Source organism: Streptomyces sp. enrichment culture, assembly GCF_964273145.1.
Taxonomy (GTDB): Bacteria; Actinomycetota; Actinomycetes; order Streptomycetales; family Streptomycetaceae; genus Streptomyces.
On the sequence record NZ_OZ186873.1, the window covers coordinates 6,408,140 to 6,424,582 of the forward strand.

General features: G+C 72.7%; 14 protein-coding genes. 4 read left to right on the plus strand and 10 right to left on the minus strand.

The genetic code is table 11. The features are described from left to right. Window positions 1–103: 103 nt before the first annotated feature. The 3 genes from ACSU6Z_RS28370 to ACSU6Z_RS28380 all read left to right on the plus strand — a co-directional run bounded on the left by ACSU6Z_RS28370 (window position 104) and on the right by ACSU6Z_RS28380 (window position 5,567). Window positions 104–3,541 carry a CHAT domain-containing protein gene (locus ACSU6Z_RS28370; RefSeq protein WP_437049931.1) on the plus strand — a complete coding sequence of 1,146 codons (3,438 nt, stop codon included), beginning with the start codon at window positions 104–106 and terminating at the stop codon, window positions 3,539–3,541. 229 nt (window positions 3,542–3,770) lie between these two features. After that, window positions 3,771–4,811: a tetratricopeptide repeat protein gene (locus tag ACSU6Z_RS28375; protein WP_437049932.1), complete on the plus strand. Its 1,041-nt coding sequence runs from the start codon at window positions 3,771–3,773 to the stop codon at window positions 4,809–4,811. A 312-nt stretch (window positions 4,812–5,123) separates the two neighbouring features. Continuing rightward, window positions 5,124–5,567, plus strand: a complete 444-nt coding sequence (locus tag ACSU6Z_RS28380; protein ID WP_437049933.1) for an SUKH-3 domain-containing protein — start codon at window positions 5,124–5,126, stop codon at window positions 5,565–5,567. 33 nt (window positions 5,568–5,600) lie between these two features. Here ACSU6Z_RS28380 and ACSU6Z_RS28385 read toward each other — a convergent pair whose 3' ends face one another. Together ACSU6Z_RS28385 and ACSU6Z_RS28390 are read right to left on the minus strand one after the other, a co-directional pair. Further along, the gene (locus ACSU6Z_RS28385) at window positions 5,601–6,122 is read right to left on the minus strand and encodes a hypothetical protein (RefSeq protein ID WP_437049935.1); all 522 of its coding nucleotides are present in this window, start codon (window positions 6,120–6,122) and stop codon (window positions 5,601–5,603) included. Between the two features lie 462 nt (window positions 6,123–6,584). Beyond that, the gene (locus tag ACSU6Z_RS28390) at window positions 6,585–7,883 is read right to left on the minus strand and encodes a YeeE/YedE family protein (RefSeq protein WP_437049937.1); all 1,299 of its coding nucleotides are present in this window, start codon (window positions 7,881–7,883) and stop codon (window positions 6,585–6,587) included. 155 nt (window positions 7,884–8,038) lie between these two features. On the opposite strand from ACSU6Z_RS28390, the gene ACSU6Z_RS28395 reads away from it, so the two are divergent. Beyond that, window positions 8,039–8,791 (plus strand): lantibiotic dehydratase, encoded by a 753-nt coding sequence (locus ACSU6Z_RS28395; protein ID WP_437049939.1) that lies wholly within the window; start codon window positions 8,039–8,041, stop codon window positions 8,789–8,791. A 175-nt stretch (window positions 8,792–8,966) separates the two neighbouring features. On the opposite strand, the gene ACSU6Z_RS28400 is transcribed toward ACSU6Z_RS28395, so the two are convergent. The 8 genes from ACSU6Z_RS28400 to hisD form a co-directional block, all read right to left on the minus strand. After that, complete coding sequence (locus tag ACSU6Z_RS28400; protein ID WP_437049941.1) at window positions 8,967–9,332, minus strand: DUF4440 domain-containing protein; 366 nt, start codon at window positions 9,330–9,332, stop codon at window positions 8,967–8,969. Window positions 9,333–9,781: 449 nt separating this feature from the next. After that, on the minus strand, window positions 9,782–10,267 hold the full coding sequence (locus ACSU6Z_RS28405) for an SRPBCC family protein (RefSeq protein ID WP_437049943.1): 486 nt from the start codon (window positions 10,265–10,267) through the stop codon (window positions 9,782–9,784). A 58-nt stretch (window positions 10,268–10,325) separates the two neighbouring features. Beyond that, the gene (locus ACSU6Z_RS28410; protein WP_437049945.1) at window positions 10,326–10,628 is read right to left on the minus strand and encodes a helix-turn-helix domain-containing protein; all 303 of its coding nucleotides are present in this window, start codon (window positions 10,626–10,628) and stop codon (window positions 10,326–10,328) included. A 152-nt stretch (window positions 10,629–10,780) separates the two neighbouring features. Continuing rightward, on the minus strand, window positions 10,781–11,779 hold the full coding sequence (locus tag ACSU6Z_RS28415) for an ester cyclase (protein ID WP_437049947.1): 999 nt from the start codon (window positions 11,777–11,779) through the stop codon (window positions 10,781–10,783). A gap of 152 nt (window positions 11,780–11,931) precedes the next feature. After that, on the minus strand, window positions 11,932–13,278 hold the full coding sequence (locus ACSU6Z_RS28420; RefSeq protein WP_437049949.1) for an MFS transporter: 1,347 nt from the start codon (window positions 13,276–13,278) through the stop codon (window positions 11,932–11,934). Between the two features lie 233 nt (window positions 13,279–13,511). After that, a complete protein-coding gene (locus tag ACSU6Z_RS28425) occupies window positions 13,512–14,333 on the minus strand; it encodes an HpcH/HpaI aldolase family protein (RefSeq protein WP_437049951.1) in 822 nt (273 codons plus the stop codon). Continuing rightward, entirely contained in the window at window positions 14,330–15,103 is a 774-nt protein-coding gene (locus ACSU6Z_RS28430; protein ID WP_437049953.1) for an SDR family NAD(P)-dependent oxidoreductase, read from the minus strand. The genes ACSU6Z_RS28425 and ACSU6Z_RS28430 overlap by 4 nt, the downstream gene beginning before the upstream one ends. Continuing rightward, entirely contained in the window at window positions 15,100–16,410 is a 1,311-nt protein-coding gene (hisD, locus tag ACSU6Z_RS28435; RefSeq protein ID WP_437049954.1) for a histidinol dehydrogenase, read from the minus strand. The genes ACSU6Z_RS28430 and hisD overlap by 4 nt, the downstream gene beginning before the upstream one ends. Window positions 16,411–16,443: the final 33 nt, after the last annotated feature.

Consider the following 16,443-nt stretch of genomic DNA (forward strand, 5'->3'; position numbering starts at 1 on the left):
CTGAGGGCTCGTTCGCTATCGTGGGGAGGGGCCGCGCAGCGGCGAGGGGCTGTGGTCACGACGACGTGACAACGGGGGGTGGGGCGTGTCGAACTTGGGTCCCGTGCAAGGGACGGAGGGGCCGGACGCCGGATCGCACGCCGACCGGCTGCTGTCGCACCACCTCCAAACGGGCGACCGGCAGGCCCTCGATCAGGCGATCGCCCTGTACGGGCGGGCACTCGCTTCGTCGGCGCCGGACGCCGCGGCCACTGCCGTCCGGGCCTCCAACCTGATGGTCTGCCTCCAGACCCGTTACCGACTGCTGCGGCGCCCCGGCGATCTCGAGGCACTGATCGACCTGGGCCGTGAACGAGCCGAGTGCGAACCGGTCCGCCCGCAGGACGTGCGGCTCCTGGGCCTCGCGTACCAGCAGCGGTTCGACCTGTACGGGCGGCCGGACGACCTCGACCGGGCGGTGGATACGTTCGACAGGGCGACCCGCCTCCCCCAGGAGGCCGAGACCGCGGTCCAGTCGCTGTCCGCCCTCGCGGAGGTGCTGCACCTCCGGCACAGGATCGCCGTCGGCCGCGCCGGGCCCTGGGACACCGGCCCCCGGGACGGGGACGCCACCGCCTCCGCCGCGACGGACCTTCACCGTGCGACGGACGCGCAGCGGCGCGCGCTCCGCGTGCTGCCGGAGGGATCGGATGCCCGTCTGGGCACGCTGAGCAACCTGGCCGGACTCCGGTACAGCGCGTACCAGGCCCACGGGGACTTCGGCGCCCTGCGTGAAGCCCTCGACCTGTGGCGCACCGCGCTGGACATCGCCCCGCCGGACCACCCCGGCCGCGTGATCGTCCTGCGCAACCTCACCCAGGCCCTGCGTCAGTGGTACGAGCACCATCCCGAGGAGACGAACCGGTCGGAGATGCTGCGGATCCACCGCACGGCCGTGACCGAATGCCCGCGCGGCCACCCGGACCGGGCCGAACTGCTCGCCGGGTTCGGCGTCGCCCTGCGCCTGGCCGCCGAGGACACCGGCGAGCCGGCGCTGCTCGAGGAGTCCGCTGCCGCACTGCGCGAGGCCCTGGCGCTGTTCAGCCCCGACTCCCCGCTACGCGCCATGGGACGGAACAGCCTCGGGAACGCCTTGCACAGGCTGGCGCAGTGGACCGGTGACGCGGCGCTGCTGGACGAGGCCGTCACCACCCTGCGCACCGCCCTCGCCGAGCAGCGACAGGGTACGAACGAGTACGCCGAGATCCTGGCCAACCTCGCCGTCACCCTGCGCGAGCGTGCCCTCCGGACCGATGACCTGATCTCCCTGCGGGAAGCCTCCCGACTCGCCAGGGAAGCCCTCCACGCATCATGGGAGCCCCCCGTCCTCCGGGCCGGACTACTCGCCAACCTGGGAGTGGTCCTGCAGAGCTGGCACGCGGTGACCGGGGACACCGGCGCCGCCGACGAGGCGATCGACGTGGCTCGTCGGGCGCTCGCCCTGGTGCCCGAGGCCGGGCAGCCGCGCGCCGACCGGCTGACCCACCTGGCCAACGCGCTGCGGGCCCGGTTCAGGTCCACCGCGGATGTGGCAGACCTCGACGAGGCCGTCGGACTGCTGGAGGAAGCCGCCCGGCAGGTCCCCTACGGCGATCCGGCGCTCGCGGTCGTCCTCACCAACCTCGGCTCCGCCCGGCTCACCAAGCACCGGGCCACCGGCGAACCCACCGAGTTGGAGCGGGCCGTCAGCGAACTGGGCCGCGCCGTGTGGGCCGTCACCGAGCACACCTCCGCCCACGGCGCCTACCTGAAGTCGTACGGCGACGCGCTGCGCGCCCTGCACCACCGGGACGGTGACCCGGGAGTGCTCCGAGCCGCCGAGGACGCCTACCGGCAGGCAGCCCAGACCATGGCCCTGCCCGCCTACGAACGGGTGCTCGCGGCCTGGGAGTGGGGCGCCGCCGCCGCGGACGGCAGCCGATGGGACGAAGCCCTGCCGGGCTATGAACTGGCCCTGCGGCTCCTGCCGTTCGCCGCGTCGGGCCGACTGGTCCGCAGCGACCAGGAGCGCGGCCTGTCCCGGGTGCGGGGACTGGCCGCCGAAGCCGCCGCCTGCGCGGTCAACGCCGGGCAGCCGGAGCGCGCGGTGCTGCTGCTGGAGCAGGGCCGGGGCGTCCTGCTGGGGCGGGCCATGGCCACGCGCGACGGGCTCGGACGGCTGCGCGAAGCCCACCCCGCCCTCGCCGAACGCTTCACCCGCCTGCGGAAACGGCTCGACGCCCTCGAAGCGGCCGACGCCGCGGACACCGCGCAGGGCCGATCGCCGGCCGACACCGCCGACCTGCGGCACACCCTCGCGGCCGAGCTGGACCACCTGGTCTCCGAGGTCCGCGCGAGGCCCGGCTTCTCCGACTTCCTCGGCGCACCGACCATCGACGCGCTGCTGGCCTGCGCCGACAGGGGCCCCGTGGTGCTCGCCTACTGCAGTGTGTACCGCAGTGACGCCCTGGTGCTGAGGGGCGGCGAGATCCTGCTCGTCCCCCTGCCGCATGCCACCCCGCGGGCCGTGGGCGAACAGGCGGACCGCCTCGAGCGGGCCCTCGCGGACGCGGCCGACCCCGCCCGCGACCGGACAGCGCAGCAGACCGTCAGCGAGGTCCTGGCCTGGACCTGGGACCACGTCACCGGCCCGGTGCTCGACCGGCTCGGGTTGCGCGGCCCCACGCCCGGCGGTGAGTGGCAACGGGTGTGGTGGTCACCGGGGGGTGCGCTGGCCTCTCTGCCGCTGCACGCGGCCGGTCACCACGGCGAGGCCCCGGCCGCCGGAGCCGCGGCGGGTCCGGCAGCCGTCCAGGGACCGCGGACGGTACTGGACCGGGTGGTCTCCTCGTACACGCCGACCGTCGGAGCCCTCCGCTACGCCCGGGCCCGGGCCGCCGCCCCCCGCCCGCACGGCCCGCTGCTCGCCGTGGCGCTCCCCGACACTCCCGGTGCCCGGCCGCTCAACGGCGCGCGACGCGAGGTGGAGGTACTGCGCGGTTTCCTGCCGACCGAGGTGCTCTGCGGGGAACAGGCCACCTTCGAAAGGGTGATGGAGGCCCTGCCCCGCCACCCCTGCGTGCACTTCGCCTGCCACGGAGTCAGCGAGCCGGCCGACCCCTCGAACGGCCGGCTCCTCGTGCACGACCACCCGACACGGGCGCTGACGGTCCGCGAGATCTCCCGCCTGGAACTGCCGACGGCCCGGCTCGCGGTGATGTCCGCCTGCGAGACGGCGCGGGGCGGCGGGGAACTGGCCGACGAGGCGATCCACATCACCTCCGCCTTCCAGCTCGCGGGATACCCCAACGCCGTCGGAACCCTCTGGCCGGTGCACGACGTGGTGGCCGTCCGTGTCACGCGCCTGCTGTACGGGGAACTGCGCACCCGAGGACCCGACGGACGGCCGGAACTGGACGACACGAGGACGGCCGACGCCCTGCACCGGGCGGTGCTGCGGTGCCGCGCCGCCTTCGCGGCCAGTCCCAGCCTGTGGGCCGCGCACGTGCACGCGGGCGCCTGACCACACCGAAAGCGACGAGGAGGCGGTCACGATGGCCCGATGGTGGCGACGACGAGCCACGAGAGACGACCGGGGCGCCGGCGCGCAACCGCCGCAGCCTGACGGGGAACGGGAGGGCCGGGGCCGGGCGGACCGGGAGAACGCGGACGGCCGGCCCCGGACGGATCCGCACGCGTCGGACCCCGCCGGCCCGCGGCGCCCGGTCGGGGGGCACGTCATCATCACGAAGGTGACGGAGGGGCGGCCGGAGGAGGAGATCGCCCGCGTCGAACTCTCCGCCGAGGTGATCAACACCATGCGGGCCCGGGCTGCCATCGACAAGCTGGGCCCCGAGCACCCGGACGCCCTCGACGCCATGCGTGGACTCGCCCACGTCCTGGCATCGATCCCGGGACGGGGCGAGGAAGCCGTCGAGCTCTACCAGCACGTGGTACGGACCCAGTGGACCGTCCTCGGCGACCGCCACGAGGACACCCTGCGGACTTCCGCCGAACTCGCCGAGGTCCTCCATGCCACCGGCCGATTACGCCTCGCCGAGCAGGCGTGGCGCGACACCTTCCGCGCCCAGGCGGACGAGTTCGGCCGCGACCACCCCGACGCGCTGCGAAGCGCCACCCGGCTCGCCGCCGTCCTGGAGGACCTCGGCCGCGTCCACGAAGCGGAGCCGCTCCTGCGGGACGTCCTCGAACGCCGCGCCCGACTGCTCGGCCGCGACCACCCCGACGTCCTGTCCTCCACCAATACCCACGCCGCCTCGCTGCTCAAATGCGGCCGCCACGAGGAGGCCGAGCGCGCCCTGCGCGCCCTCGTACCCCGCCTGGAGGACCGGTACGGGCGCGATCACGAGTCCACGATCGCGGCGCGGGGCAATTACGGCGCGGTCCTGGTCCGGCTGGGCCGCCACGCCGAGGCGGAACGGCACATCCGTACCGTCGTGCGGTCGAGGGAGGCGACGGTGGGGCCGCGCCACGAGGCCACCCTCACCGCACGCAACAATCTCGCCGCCGTCCTGCACGCCATGAGGCGTTACGAGGACGCCGTGCCCATCCTGCGCGCCGTCCTCGCCGAGCGCACCGCACGCCACGGCGACGAGCACCCCACGACGGTCGGCGCCCGGGAGAACCTCGCCAACGTACTGATCGACGTGGGCCGGCACGGCGAAGCCGCCGAGCTGCTCGACCGTTGCGTACGCGACTACCGCCGTATCCACGGCCCCGGTCATCCCCGTCTGCGCGCCGTCGAGGAGCGGCTGGCCTGGCTGCGGGAATGACCGGCCCCTGGCGGCCCGGGCCGAGGAGGCGGACGCCGCCGGTTCCTGCCGCCGCGAGGGAGGGACGACGGCGGAGCGACACCGGGCGCGGCCGGCACCGGGCCGGGCTCGTGGGCCATCGCGCGGGGGCGGGGGTGACGGACTCGTTCGGACAGATCTCGGCGAGCTGGTTCAGGGCGGTCTGTTCGGCGGTGGTCTTGTCCTGAGTCGCGGTTCCGGCGCGCCTTCCGTGAAGCGGTCACGCGCTGTTAGGGGCCGTCGGCCGCTGGGATGATCACTGGTCACCCGTAGTCGAGGAGTAGGGGCCCCGGGATGAGTGACTGGTCGCCAGAGGTGCGCGGGGTGTTGGAGGCGTCGGGATGGACGCCTGGACGGAAGGTGGACACGGGTCGCTGGCGATCCATGTTCGAATCCGTCGGCCTCGCCATGCACGACGCCGCGGAATCCTTCCTGCAAGAGTTCGGCGGTTTGACCGTGAACGTCAGTGGACCGGGGGTCAGCTGTGCGCGTACGCCGTTCGCATTGGACCCCGAGCTGGCCTGGGGCGAGGACGACCGGTTCGCGGAGTGGGGTGAGTCGATCGGGTACCGTCCCTTCCCGCTCGGTGAGCTGGATAACGGCCGGTTCTTCCTGGTCATCGATGAGGTGGGTGTGATCTATCTCGTCGAGACGTGGGTTGCCGACTTCGGACCGATGCCTCAGGCACTGGAGAATTTGGTTCTCGGCGTGGCTCCTCGCCGGATCGATGAGGGGTAGGAGCCTGCAGGACACGCGTTCGGGCTCGGCACGTCATCTGTGGGGGAACACCCGTTTGCGGAGGAGTCGAAATCCGACTCGGCCGGGCTTCCGCCATTTGAGCATCTTGATCCGGCTGACGCGCCCTTCAACAACGCCCGAGTCCCGGGGCGGGGTGGGACCGGCGATGACGGCATCGCGGTCGCGGTCGGTGCCGGCAGCGAGGGTGCGGAGGCCGGGCAGGTCGTCGTTGCGGACGGCGTCGAGCCACTCGGGCGGCCACTGGCTCCGGAACTCGGTGAGGATCTTCGCGAAGGACCGGACGTGCCCGGTGAGCGCATCCAGTTCGGGACAGCGGACAAGTACGGCTTCGAGACGGAACTTCTCGACCTCGGTGAGGGTCTCGGGGCGGCGGAGGATCCGGCCGGCGACCGTGCGAGGGAAGGGCGATCGCGCTGTGACCGGATCTGCCGGGAGGCGCTTGGTGTGGACGATCATGTTTTGTCCCGGCGGGTTGACCGACGAGATCCACTTCGCGATCGAGCAGGTACGGAAGCCGCTGCCGGCGGTGATCACGGCCGGGAAACGGGACGATTCCCGCGATTTGGGCCGGTCCTGGAGGCGATCCGGATGCCCCGGGCCGGACTTGGCAGGCCGCGCAAGCGGCCGGACCGTGCGCGGGCCGACAAGGCGTACGACTCCCGAGGCAACCGCTCTCACCTGCGCAGACGCGGAGTCAAGGCAGCGGTTCCGGTTCCTGCGGGCCGAGTCCGCAACCGGCTGAGGCGCGGCTCGCGCGGGGGCCGCCCGCCGGAGTTCGACAAGGACGGCCGCAAGCAGCGGTACGCGGTCGAGTGCGGGATGACCGCCCCAAGCGCCACCGGTTCGTCGCCACCCGTTGTGACGAACTCGCCGTCCGCCTCGAAGCGGCCGTGCTGGTCGCAGCCCTCAATGAACGGCTGCGACCAGCACTTTCGCAACAGGCCCCAGCGGCCCGCGCGGCACAGGCCTGGCCCTTGCGCCGTGCGGGCACCCCCGTCAGCAGACGCTGTCGCCCGGCTTGGGGTTGCCCAGGCCGAACAGCGGCCGCAGCCTGAGGCCGACCCAGGTGCCGGCCAGCGCGAAGGCGCCCCACAGCCAGCCGCTGAGGCTGCCCGACGCGATGCCCGCCAGGTAGGCGCCGATGTTGCAGCCGCCGGCCAGCCGGGCGCCGATGCCCATCAGCACGCCGCCGAGCACCGCCGCGAGCGCCGTGCGCCAGGGGACGCCCCGGTGCAGCGCCCAGGTGCCACCGAGCGCGGCAGCGACGGCCGCGCCGATCATGATGCCGATGTCGGTGAGGCTGGTCTTGTCGGCGAGCACGGGACCGGCCAGCATCTCGGCGTTGCCGGGCTGCTGCCACCAGGTCCAGTTCTCCGGGTGACCGCCGAGCGCGCCCACCAGCTCCGAGCCCCACAGGCTGAAGGCGCTGGTGATCCCCCAGGCGCCGCCGGACACCAGCAGGACGCCCGCACCGAGCACGGCCAGCGCCAGAGCGCCGACGGCCAGGGGCCAGGAGCCGCGCACGGCCCGGACGGCGGCCCGACGCGCCGAGGGGACGGCGCCCAGCGGCGGCGGGTTCCGGCGGGCCTGGACACGCCGGCTGACCAGCACCACGAGGAGCAGTGCGACGATGGTCACGCCCCAGGATCCGAACCAGCCGATGTGCTCGGACAGCACGACGGGCTCCCAGGCCGGGAGGTCCTTCCACAGGTCGAACTGCCAGGCGGCCAGAGTGGCGCCGGCGACGAAGCCGCCGAGGGTCAGCACGATCGACGTCTGTCCCGAGCCGACCGCGAAGAGGGTGCCCGAGGCGCAGGCGCCGCCGAGCTGCATGCCGATGGCGAACAGCACCGAACCGGCGAGCAGGCCGACGCCGATCGGTCCGGCGGACGGCGCGGGCTGGGAGCCGAACAGCCCGGTCCCCGTGCCGATGAGCAGCGCGAACAGGGTGGCCGTGGTGCCGAGGAGCAGGGCGTGTGCCCGCAGCCCGGTCCCGTTGCCTACGGCGACCAGCTGCCGCCAGGCGGAGGTGAAGCCGAACCGGGAGTGGAAGAGGGCGACGCCCAGGCCGAGGCCGAGCAGGAGCAGCACGCCCGGCTTGGCGCCGTGCGCGGACCACACGTACGCGGTGAGGGTGGCCGCGAGCAGCCCGGACACGGCAAGCGGCGCCCGCCGCACCGGGGGCAGGGGCGGCGCCTTCGGACGGTCCGAGGAGGTGGGCGAGGGAGCGAACAGAGGGGTGGTCGCGCGCGGCGGCGCGGCCGGGGACGACCCGGCAGGGGGTGCGGTGGTCACGGAAGATCTCCGGGGGTGATGTGCACGGGACGGCGGACGCTGGCGGACCGGTGGCGGGGATCACGCGGCCGGTCCGGATGCTCAGCGGGGACAGAGGCCGTCGTCGACGCACCACGCCGAGCACGCGAAGAGCGCGAGGCACAGCAGCGGAGCCGATGTATGCATGTGTGCAAATATACGGAAGGGGATGCTCCGGATGCCATGCCGTCTTGCCATGCGGATGGCGGACGGCGGACGGCGCCGATCCTGTGCCCGCGGTTGCGAGACGGGCATGTGCGGCTCCGCGTACGCGAAGCCGGGGCGATCGGCGTACGCGGGACGCTCCACCCCCGCCCCGGCGCCCCGGGCACACCGGGCCGCGGCGCCCCGGTCCTCCGCCGCTCTCCCGGCCTGCCGTTCGCCAGTGCCCGCCAAGTCGTGCGCGAGCTCCGCCACCTCACCGCGATCGCCTATGCCGCATCCGTCCCCTGATCCCCCCGGTCCCGCACACGGTGCCCGCGTTGTGCGCCCCGCTCCTTTACCCTGCGGCTCACCCGGCACCCGGCACCCGGGACGTCCTGGACCAGTTCGACAAGGCCGCACGGCTCCTGGCCGGACATGACCAGGCCGCGGGCGGTGCAGCCCACACGCCGCGCACGATGGCCGACGATCTGACGCGGATCCCCCGCGGCCGGCCGCAACCGCATCGCTCCCGGTCTGCGGCTCGACGCCACGCACGCGCCCCCCACCGCGTCCTGGACGGAGCGGAGCAGGCCGCGTGTGCGCCCGTACGCCTGACCCGGGCCTGCGGCGAGTCCTCCGCTCGGGCGACGTACGCCACACACTTCTGGGAGCGGCAAGGCGCCGGCGTCCTCGTCCCCGTACACGACGCTGTCGATCCGGCCGCCGGCATGGGGTGCCGGGTATGACGCCGACCGGAGGCCGCGGATCGCGGTCGAGGCGGGCAAGCTCACCCCGGTCCACGACGCCTGGTGGGCCCAGGCCCGCAAGGTCCACGGCGAGCGGAAGCGCCAGCCACGGCCAGCTGGGACCGCCCTATTCGGTGGGGCGACCACAGCCCTCGCGGGCGGCGGCGCCACCCGTTCAACCGGTCGAAGTGCCCTGGTGGAAGTACATCCGCCAGCCCGTCTCCGTCAGGCGCCACACAGAGCTCCGCCACACCCGGCGGCCTTGGTGCTCGGCGAGGTACGTCAGATGGACGACACCCGGAGCAAGGACGGCTCCGGACATCTCACGGACCTTGACCGGGGACTCCGGGGACACCGAGCCGCCACTCGTCACCGTGACGATCGACTCCACACCCCACCGGCGCCCGGAAGCCCCGATCTCGGTGAACTCCGGATCCAAAAGCTCCAGGACGCGGACCGGGGAAGCACGCACCTCGGGATCGAGAAGCCGCATCTCCCCGTCGATGGCCGCCCGCACCGCCCGCTCACTCCCCTCCACCATGCGCAAACCTTACGGACGCTGCTTGCCAGGGCACAGCGAATTGATCACACAAGGCGACGACGGCGCGGCGATGCCGTCAAAACTCGCCGACATCTCTCGACAAAGTGATCACCAATTGCCTGTAGAGCTCATGCACAAGTGCTTCCGTCAACGTGAACGAAGCCACACGCCCCGCTTCCCACACGGGGGAACGTCGCGCGCATTCCCGTGGTGCTGCCCCTCGTGCTCAGCGTCGGCGGACACCGCGAGCCGGCCGGCCACGTCATCGACGGTTACCGGCCCGAAGTCGGCCGCTGCGGCACCGCCGCCTCCACCGCCCGCCGCACCCTCGTCCGGCACCACCTGCCCGCCCCGGCCACGCTGGAACAACCTCCCACAGCTCAGCCGGAACCAGCCGCTCGACGATCCCGGCACGGCAAGCTGTCGAACACTCCGAATGGGATGGCCTGTCAGGCACCTTCATGACCGCGTGGGCCGGGGTGCGGGTGTGCGCGTACCCCGGGGGCGTGGCCGGCCAACCCGGTCGCCATGTCCCGCATGAAGCGGCGCAGGTATCGCTGGAGGAACCAGCGCATCCCCCAGCTGGCCGAATACGTGCCATGCCACCGGATCCGCGTTCCGCCGCCGGGCAGCCCCACCAGCGTGACCGCTGCCCGGTAGTCGGTCATCCGCGGGTTTTCGACACCTTCGTAGGCGAACCGGCGTTCCGGCTCCAGCGCGGTGATTCGTTCCTTGGTGACGACCTTCCCGGTCCGGAACGCGCGCACCGCGCCGACGCCGTCCCGGCCGTCGGGGGAGAGGCCGGTCGACTGCGCGGTCTCCAGAGCGTCGATGCGGGACCAGGTCGGCCAGCTGCGGGCGTCGAGCAACAGTGCCCACACAGCTGAGGGCGGTGCCGCGGATTCGGCGGTGACGTCATAGGACTGCTGGGTCATGAAGGCAGGCTAGGGTGGCTCCGGTCCCCGGGCCAGGCCCGGAATTGCGGTGTGCCGGTCAGGAATTGCGGTAGGCCGACGGGCGGGTTCCGGTGTGGCGCAGGAACGCGGCCGAAAGGGCGCCGGAACCGGTGAAGCCGCATCGCGGTGCGATCTGGTCGAGCGTCAGGTCGGTTTCGCGTAGCAGCCGCTTCGCCGCTTCGACCCGCAATCCGGTGAGGAACCGGTGCGGGGTTTGGCCGGTCGCCTTCTTGAACACCCGGACGAGGTGGTAGACCGACAGGTGCACCTCGTCGGCGAGGTCGGCCAGGGTGACTGGATCGGCCAGCCGCTCGTGCAGGAACGCGACGGCCGCGCGCACACGGGCGTCCTCCCGAGCCGGGGGGCCGCCGCGAACGGCTGGCGACTTCGGCCGACGGGGGTGCTGTGGTTCGGTGGCGCTTGCCGGAGCGGGTGAGCGGCGCAGGCGGGCCCCACCGGCATTCCGGTGGGGCCCGGCCGCGTCAGCGACCCTCAGTAGATGTTGGCTTCGACCCGGGGGCCGTCCCCGCGCCCCGCGTTGATCTGCGCACGCAGCGAGATCTCGTCGTAGACGCGGACCTCCTTCACGATGCGGCCCTGCTGGATCAGGAACTGCGAGACGCCGAGCACCGTTACCGGCCGGCCGGTGAGGGGTCCGAAGGCGGCGACGCCGCGGTAGGTGCCGTGCATGGTCCACAGGACGGCCACGCGCAGGCCCGCGTACCGCGGGGAGTGGTTCGTCTGGATGTCGCGGACGGCGAACCGCGCGTCGGGGAAGGGGGCGACCGTGGTGAGCAGGTCGCTCTGGTAGCGCTCGGGACGGATGACGGTGTGGTCGCCGATCGTGTGGAGGAACAGGTCGCGGTCCATGAAGTCCTTGACCTTGTTCAGCCGGCGCTGCGTCCACACCTCGTCGATGAACTCGAGCACCATCTCGCACTCGGGACGGAACTCGTCCGGTCGCGCACCGCTGACCCCGGCCCGCAGTACGTCCGCCGGCGGTTCCTCCAGCATCGAGCCGCTGTATCCCTGGAAGACCAGCCCGCGGGCCACCTCGTCCGGGTCCAGGCCGCTTTGCAGGCAGTCGGCCAGGTCGTCGCGTACCACCCATTCCTCGACCATCCGGCCGCGCCGGTAGAGGCAGTTGGCCACCGTGCGCTTGCGGATGCGGATGTTGCGGCCGTCCACGAGGTGTTCGTCGGCGGAGAAGACCAGGTGGGAGCTGAGGAAGGCGTCGTCGCCTCGCGCCTCCCACACCACGTCCTCGGCTTGGCCGATGTGCCCCGGAGCGCTGCCCATGCGGATGGTGCTGCCCTCGATGACACCGTCCCGGCCCACGACGGTGCCGAGGCTGGTGTGCACGATCGAGTCGGGCTCGTAGTTGTCGACGATGTAGGCGATGTCGCGGTCGACCCAGATGCGGTCGGTCACCTCGCGGATGAAGTCGTCCGGGTCCTTGTAGGGGAGGTACGCGACGGGGTCCAGAGGCATGGTGCTTCCGTTCCGGTAGTGATGTGAATGCGTATGCAGGTGGTTGATGGGGAGGGTAGCCGGGGAGATCGCCTGCCGGGTCACCGGGCCGCCGGGTCGCCTGTCGGGCGGCCTTGAACGCCGGGTCGCCGCGGATCGGCTTTCCGGTCGGGCTACCGGGCGAACTTGTCCGCGCCGAGCTGGCTCCGGTACGTCTCCGTCATGAAGGCGCCCACGACGACCAGGGCCAGGAGGGCGCCCACCGCCAGGTAGGCCCAGACGGCGTAGATCGTGCCGAAGGTGCTGACCAGCAGCGTCGCGACGAACGGCGTGATGCCCATGAAGATGGAGAACGAGCTGTTGTACGCGATGGCGCTGGCACTGAACCGGGTGCGGGTGGAGAAGAGTTCGGCCGCGCAGACGGTGACGATGCCCGTGAGGAAGAACTCCGGGACGATGTAGATGAGCTGGCTGGCCACGGCCGCCCCGAAGGTGCCCTGCTCGCCGACCCGGAAGGCGACCGGGACCAGCACGATGCACGCGATGGCGCCGGTGACCAGCATCGGCTTGCGTCCGATGCGGTCCGACAGCATGCCGGCCAGCGGCAGGGCCGGGATGAGGACGGCGATGGAGATGGCGTTCGAGGCCAGGCCCATCCAGCGCGGCAGGCCGAGCGTGTCGGTCAGGTACTGCGGATAGAACGTGACCCAGGTGTAGGAGAGGATCGCGAGCATGATCGAGACGCCGCAGAAGACCAGGATCGGCCGCCACTGCGAGCGCAGCGCCTCCCGGACCGGCGCCTTGACGACGTCCGTGCCCTCCTCGGTCGCGCGCACGAACTCCGGGGTCTCCTCGATGTGCCGGCGCAGCCACATCCCGACCAGGCTGAGCGGGACCGCCAGCAGGAACGGGATGCGCCAGCCGTAGGAGTCCAGCGCCTGGCCGTCGAACACCCAGCTGGTCAGGGCCGCCGTGCCGGCACCCGCCAGGATGCCGACGAAGCAGCTGTTGGAGGCGTACGACGTGTAGTAGGCCCGCCTGTTCGGCTCCGCCCACTCCACGATGAACGCGACGGCCCCGACGTACTCACCGCCCGAGACCGCGCCCTGCACGACGCGGAGCAGCAGGAGCAGGACCGGCGCACCGATGCCGATCTGCTGGTACGTGGGCAGCAGTCCGATCAGGCCGGTGGTCACGCCCATGGCCACGATGGTCCACAGCAGCGTCTTCTTGCGGCCGGCCCGGTCGCCCCAGCGGCCCACGAGGGTGCCGCCGAGCGGGCGGAACAGACAGGCGACGGCGATGATCGCGTACGTGCCGAGCACCGCCACGGTCCGGTCGCTCTCGGGGAAGAACGCCGGGGCCATGATCGGCGCCATGTAGCCGTACAGGCCGTAGTCGAACTGCTCGACGAAATTGCCGATGCTGCCCGCGCCGATGGCTCGGCGCATCGCCTTCCGCTTGTGCGGATCGACCTGGGTGGAACCGAGTGTCTGGGTGGGTGGCGCTGCGGCGGACATGGGTTCTCCGATCGCGCGGGGAGGGGGGAGGGGGAGGGGGCTGCGGGTGGAGGACGGGAAAGGTCATGCATACGTATGAACTGGTCGGGAACACTAAGGATCCGGATGTGGGGCGTCAAGGGGTGGGCGCACAGGATTCGGCACCCCGGAAGACGGCAGCCGAGAGCTCGGCGCGGCGCGTCCCGCAGGGTGCGGGGCGCCACCCGCCGGCGGCCGGGTCCGCCCCCGGCTCCTCAGACGGGGTCCGCGATCGCGCCCGTCGTACCGGGCGCGCCGGTCCTGCCGGACACCCCTGTCGTTCCGGTCGTGGCCAGTGCGCGCAGGGTGTCCATGAGCACGTGCGCCATGTTGTAGACGATCAGCCGGCAGCCCCGGCGCTCGGCGGCCAGGGCGGTGTCGAGGTTCGGCACGATCGTCATGATCGCGCGCTGATGGGCCCGGGCCGCGTCGTGCGCCCGGGCGATCAGCCCGTCGACGACGGCGGGCTCCGGGAAGCCGCAGTCCGCGGCCAGGTCGGCGGGGCCCACCAGGACCGCGTCCACCCCGTCGGTGCCGGCGATCGCGTCGGCGTCGTCGCAGGCGCGCCGCGTCTCGATCATCGTCACGACCAGGATCTCTCGGGACGCGGCCACATGCTCGGCCGCCGTCACCGTGCCGAACCGGCCGGCTCTGCTGTACGTGGCGAAACCGCGGTTCCCCCACGGCGGGTAGTGGCTGGCGGCCACCGCCCGCCCGGCGTCCTCACGGCTGTCCACGTGCGGGTGGATCAGCCCGGCGGCGCCCAGGTCGAGGCAGCGCAGCGCGAGCGCCGGCTCGTCCGAACCCACGCGGACCAGGACGTCGATCCCGTGCGCCGCCGCGGCCGCGAGGTGCTGCTGGAGCAGCGCCGTGTCGGCCGGCCCGTGCTCGCAGTCGATGACGACGAAGTCCAGTCCCGCGACCCCCGCCATCTCCACCAGCGTCTCCGAGGGAAGCCGCAGCAGGACGCCCCGCAGGTGCTCGCCGTTCGCCAGACGCCGTTTGAGGCTGCGGTGCGCTGCGCTCCACGCGGTCACCGTGCCACCATCCCCGCGGACAGGTCGATGTCGGCCCCGCACAGTCCCCGCATGCGCAGCATCGCGCTGACGGCCTCGCCCACCTCGTCCTCGGTGACCATCCGTCCCAGGGCGGAGCGCGCCACGAACGCCTGCTCGGCCTGCTCGTAGGTGCTGCCCGTGCGTTCCGCCTCCAGACGGAAGTTGCGCTCCATGCGCGGGCCCTCGACCGGTCCGGGGGAGAGGGAGTTGACCGTGACGCCCAGCGGCCCGACCTCACCGGCCAGGGTGGCGGTGAGACCGATGACCGCCATCTTCGACGCGCAGTACGGGGTACGGCGCGGCAGCGGACGCTTGCCCGACACCGAGGCGATGTTGACGACGTCGCCCGCGCCGCGCGCGGTCATGGCGGGCAGGAAGGCCCGGCACATCAGGAACACCCCGCGCACGTTCACGTCGAAGACCTCGTCCCAGTCCCGCGGTGCGATCTCGGTCAGCGGCGCCACCGGGCCGGCGATGCCGGCGTTGTTGACCAGGATCGATATCTCCTCGCCGGTCAGGCTCCGGGCGAGTTCCCCGACGTCGTCGGGGCTGGAGACGTCGCAGACGCGGTACGAGGCCCGCGGGCCGAGCCGCGACGCGGTCTCCTCGAGCCTGCTCTCGTCGCGGCCCGTGATCACCACCCGGGCGCCGTCGGCGAGCAGGGAGCGTGCGATGGCCCGGCCGAGTCCGCTGCCTCCCCCGGTGACGAGTGCGGTGCGGCCGGCCAGGGGTGCGGTGCGGCCGCTCATGCGACGCCCTCCTCGTTCCAGGGCAGGGTGCCCTCGCCGTACTTGGCGGCGCGGACGTCACCGGAGCGGGCGTGGCCCTCGAAGAGTTCGACGCGCGCGGCCCGCCCGCACACCTCGCCGAGCAGCGCGGAGGACGCCGTGTCGGTGACCTCCTGGTACGTCACCGTCTTGAGGTACTTGCCGACCCACAGGCCCCCGGTGTAGCGGGCCGCGCCGCGGGTCGGCAGGACGTGGTTGGTGCCGATGACCTTGTCGCCGTAGGAGACGCAGGTGCCCTCGCCGAGGAAGAGCGCGCCGTAGTCCCGCATCTTCGTGAGCGCCTGGCGCGGGTCCTCGGTCAGCACCTCCACGTGCTCGCTGGCGTAGGAGTCGGCGATGGCGAAGGCCTCGTCGAGGGTGTCGGCCACCACGATCTCGCCGTGGTCGCGCCAGGCCGGCGCGGCGAAGTCCCGGGTGGGCATGCCGGGCAGCAGGCGCTCGATGTGCCGCTCGACCTCGCGGCCCAGTTCCTCGGAGGTGGTGACCAGCACGGCCGGGGAGTCCGGGCCGTGCTCCGCCTGCGACAGCAGGTCGACGGCCGCCACGAAGGGGTCCGCGTGCTCGTCGGCGATCACCAGGATCTCGGTCGGCCCGGCGAACAGGTCGATGCCGACCTCGCCGAACAACTGCCGCTTGGCCTCCGCCACGTACGCGTTGCCCGGGCCCGCGATCATCGGGACGCGCCCGATGGTCTCGGTCCCCAGGGCCAGCGCCGCGACGGCCTGGACGCCGCCCAGCAGGTAGATCTCGTCGGCGCCCGCGAGGTGCATCGCCGCGACCGTCGCCGCGGGGACCTCGCCGCGGATGGGCGGGGTGCAGGCGGCGACGCGGGGGACGTCCGCCACCTTGGCGGTCACGATCGTCATGTGGGCCGACGCGGTCAGCGGGTACCGGCCGCCGGGCACGTACGCGCCGGCGCCGGACACGGGGACGTGCCGGTGACCGAGGCGGACGCCCGGCAGCGTCTCGATCTCGACATCGCCCAGCGCGTCACGCTGGGCCCGGGCGAACGTGCGGACCTGCTGCTGGACGAAGCGGATGTCGTCCAGGACCGTGTCGGGCACGCCCGAGACGATCCGCCGGATCTCGTCCGGGGCCAGGCGGAACGATTCGGGGCTCCAGTGGTCGAACTTCTCGGAGTACCGGCGGACCGCCTCGTCGCCGTCGCGGCGGACGTCGTCGAGGATGTCGCGGACGCGCTCGGCGACGTCCGCCCGGGCCGCGGTCACGTGCGCGGCGGGCACGGGGGACTTCAGGTGTCGGGGCATGACGGCTCTCTTCCGCTACGGGTGAAGGGGGTG

Bases quoted from the DNA above. Each gene is read 5' to 3' on its own strand.
- ACSU6Z_RS28405 (WP_437049943.1), bottom strand. From the start codon at position 10,267: ATGACCCAGCAGTCCTATGACGTCACCGCCGAATCCGCGGCACCGCCC.
- ACSU6Z_RS28415 (WP_437049947.1), bottom strand. From the start codon at position 11,779: ATGCCTCTGGACCCCGTCGCGTACCTCCCCTACAAGGACCCGGACGAC.
- ACSU6Z_RS28430 (WP_437049953.1), bottom strand. From the start codon at position 15,103: ATGAGCGGCCGCACCGCACCCCTGGCCGGCCGCACCGCACTCGTCACC.
- ACSU6Z_RS28380 (WP_437049933.1), top strand. From the start codon at position 5,124: ATGAGTGACTGGTCGCCAGAGGTGCGCGGGGTGTTGGAGGCGTCGGGA.
- ACSU6Z_RS28395 (WP_437049939.1), top strand. From the start codon at position 8,039: ATGTATGCATGTGTGCAAATATACGGAAGGGGATGCTCCGGATGCCAT.
- ACSU6Z_RS28400 (WP_437049941.1), bottom strand. From the start codon at position 9,332: ATGGTGGAGGGGAGTGAGCGGGCGGTGCGGGCGGCCATCGACGGGGAG.
- ACSU6Z_RS28420 (WP_437049949.1), bottom strand. From the start codon at position 13,278: ATGTCCGCCGCAGCGCCACCCACCCAGACACTCGGTTCCACCCAGGTC.
- hisD (WP_437049954.1), bottom strand. From the start codon at position 16,410: ATGCCCCGACACCTGAAGTCCCCCGTGCCCGCCGCGCACGTGACCGCG.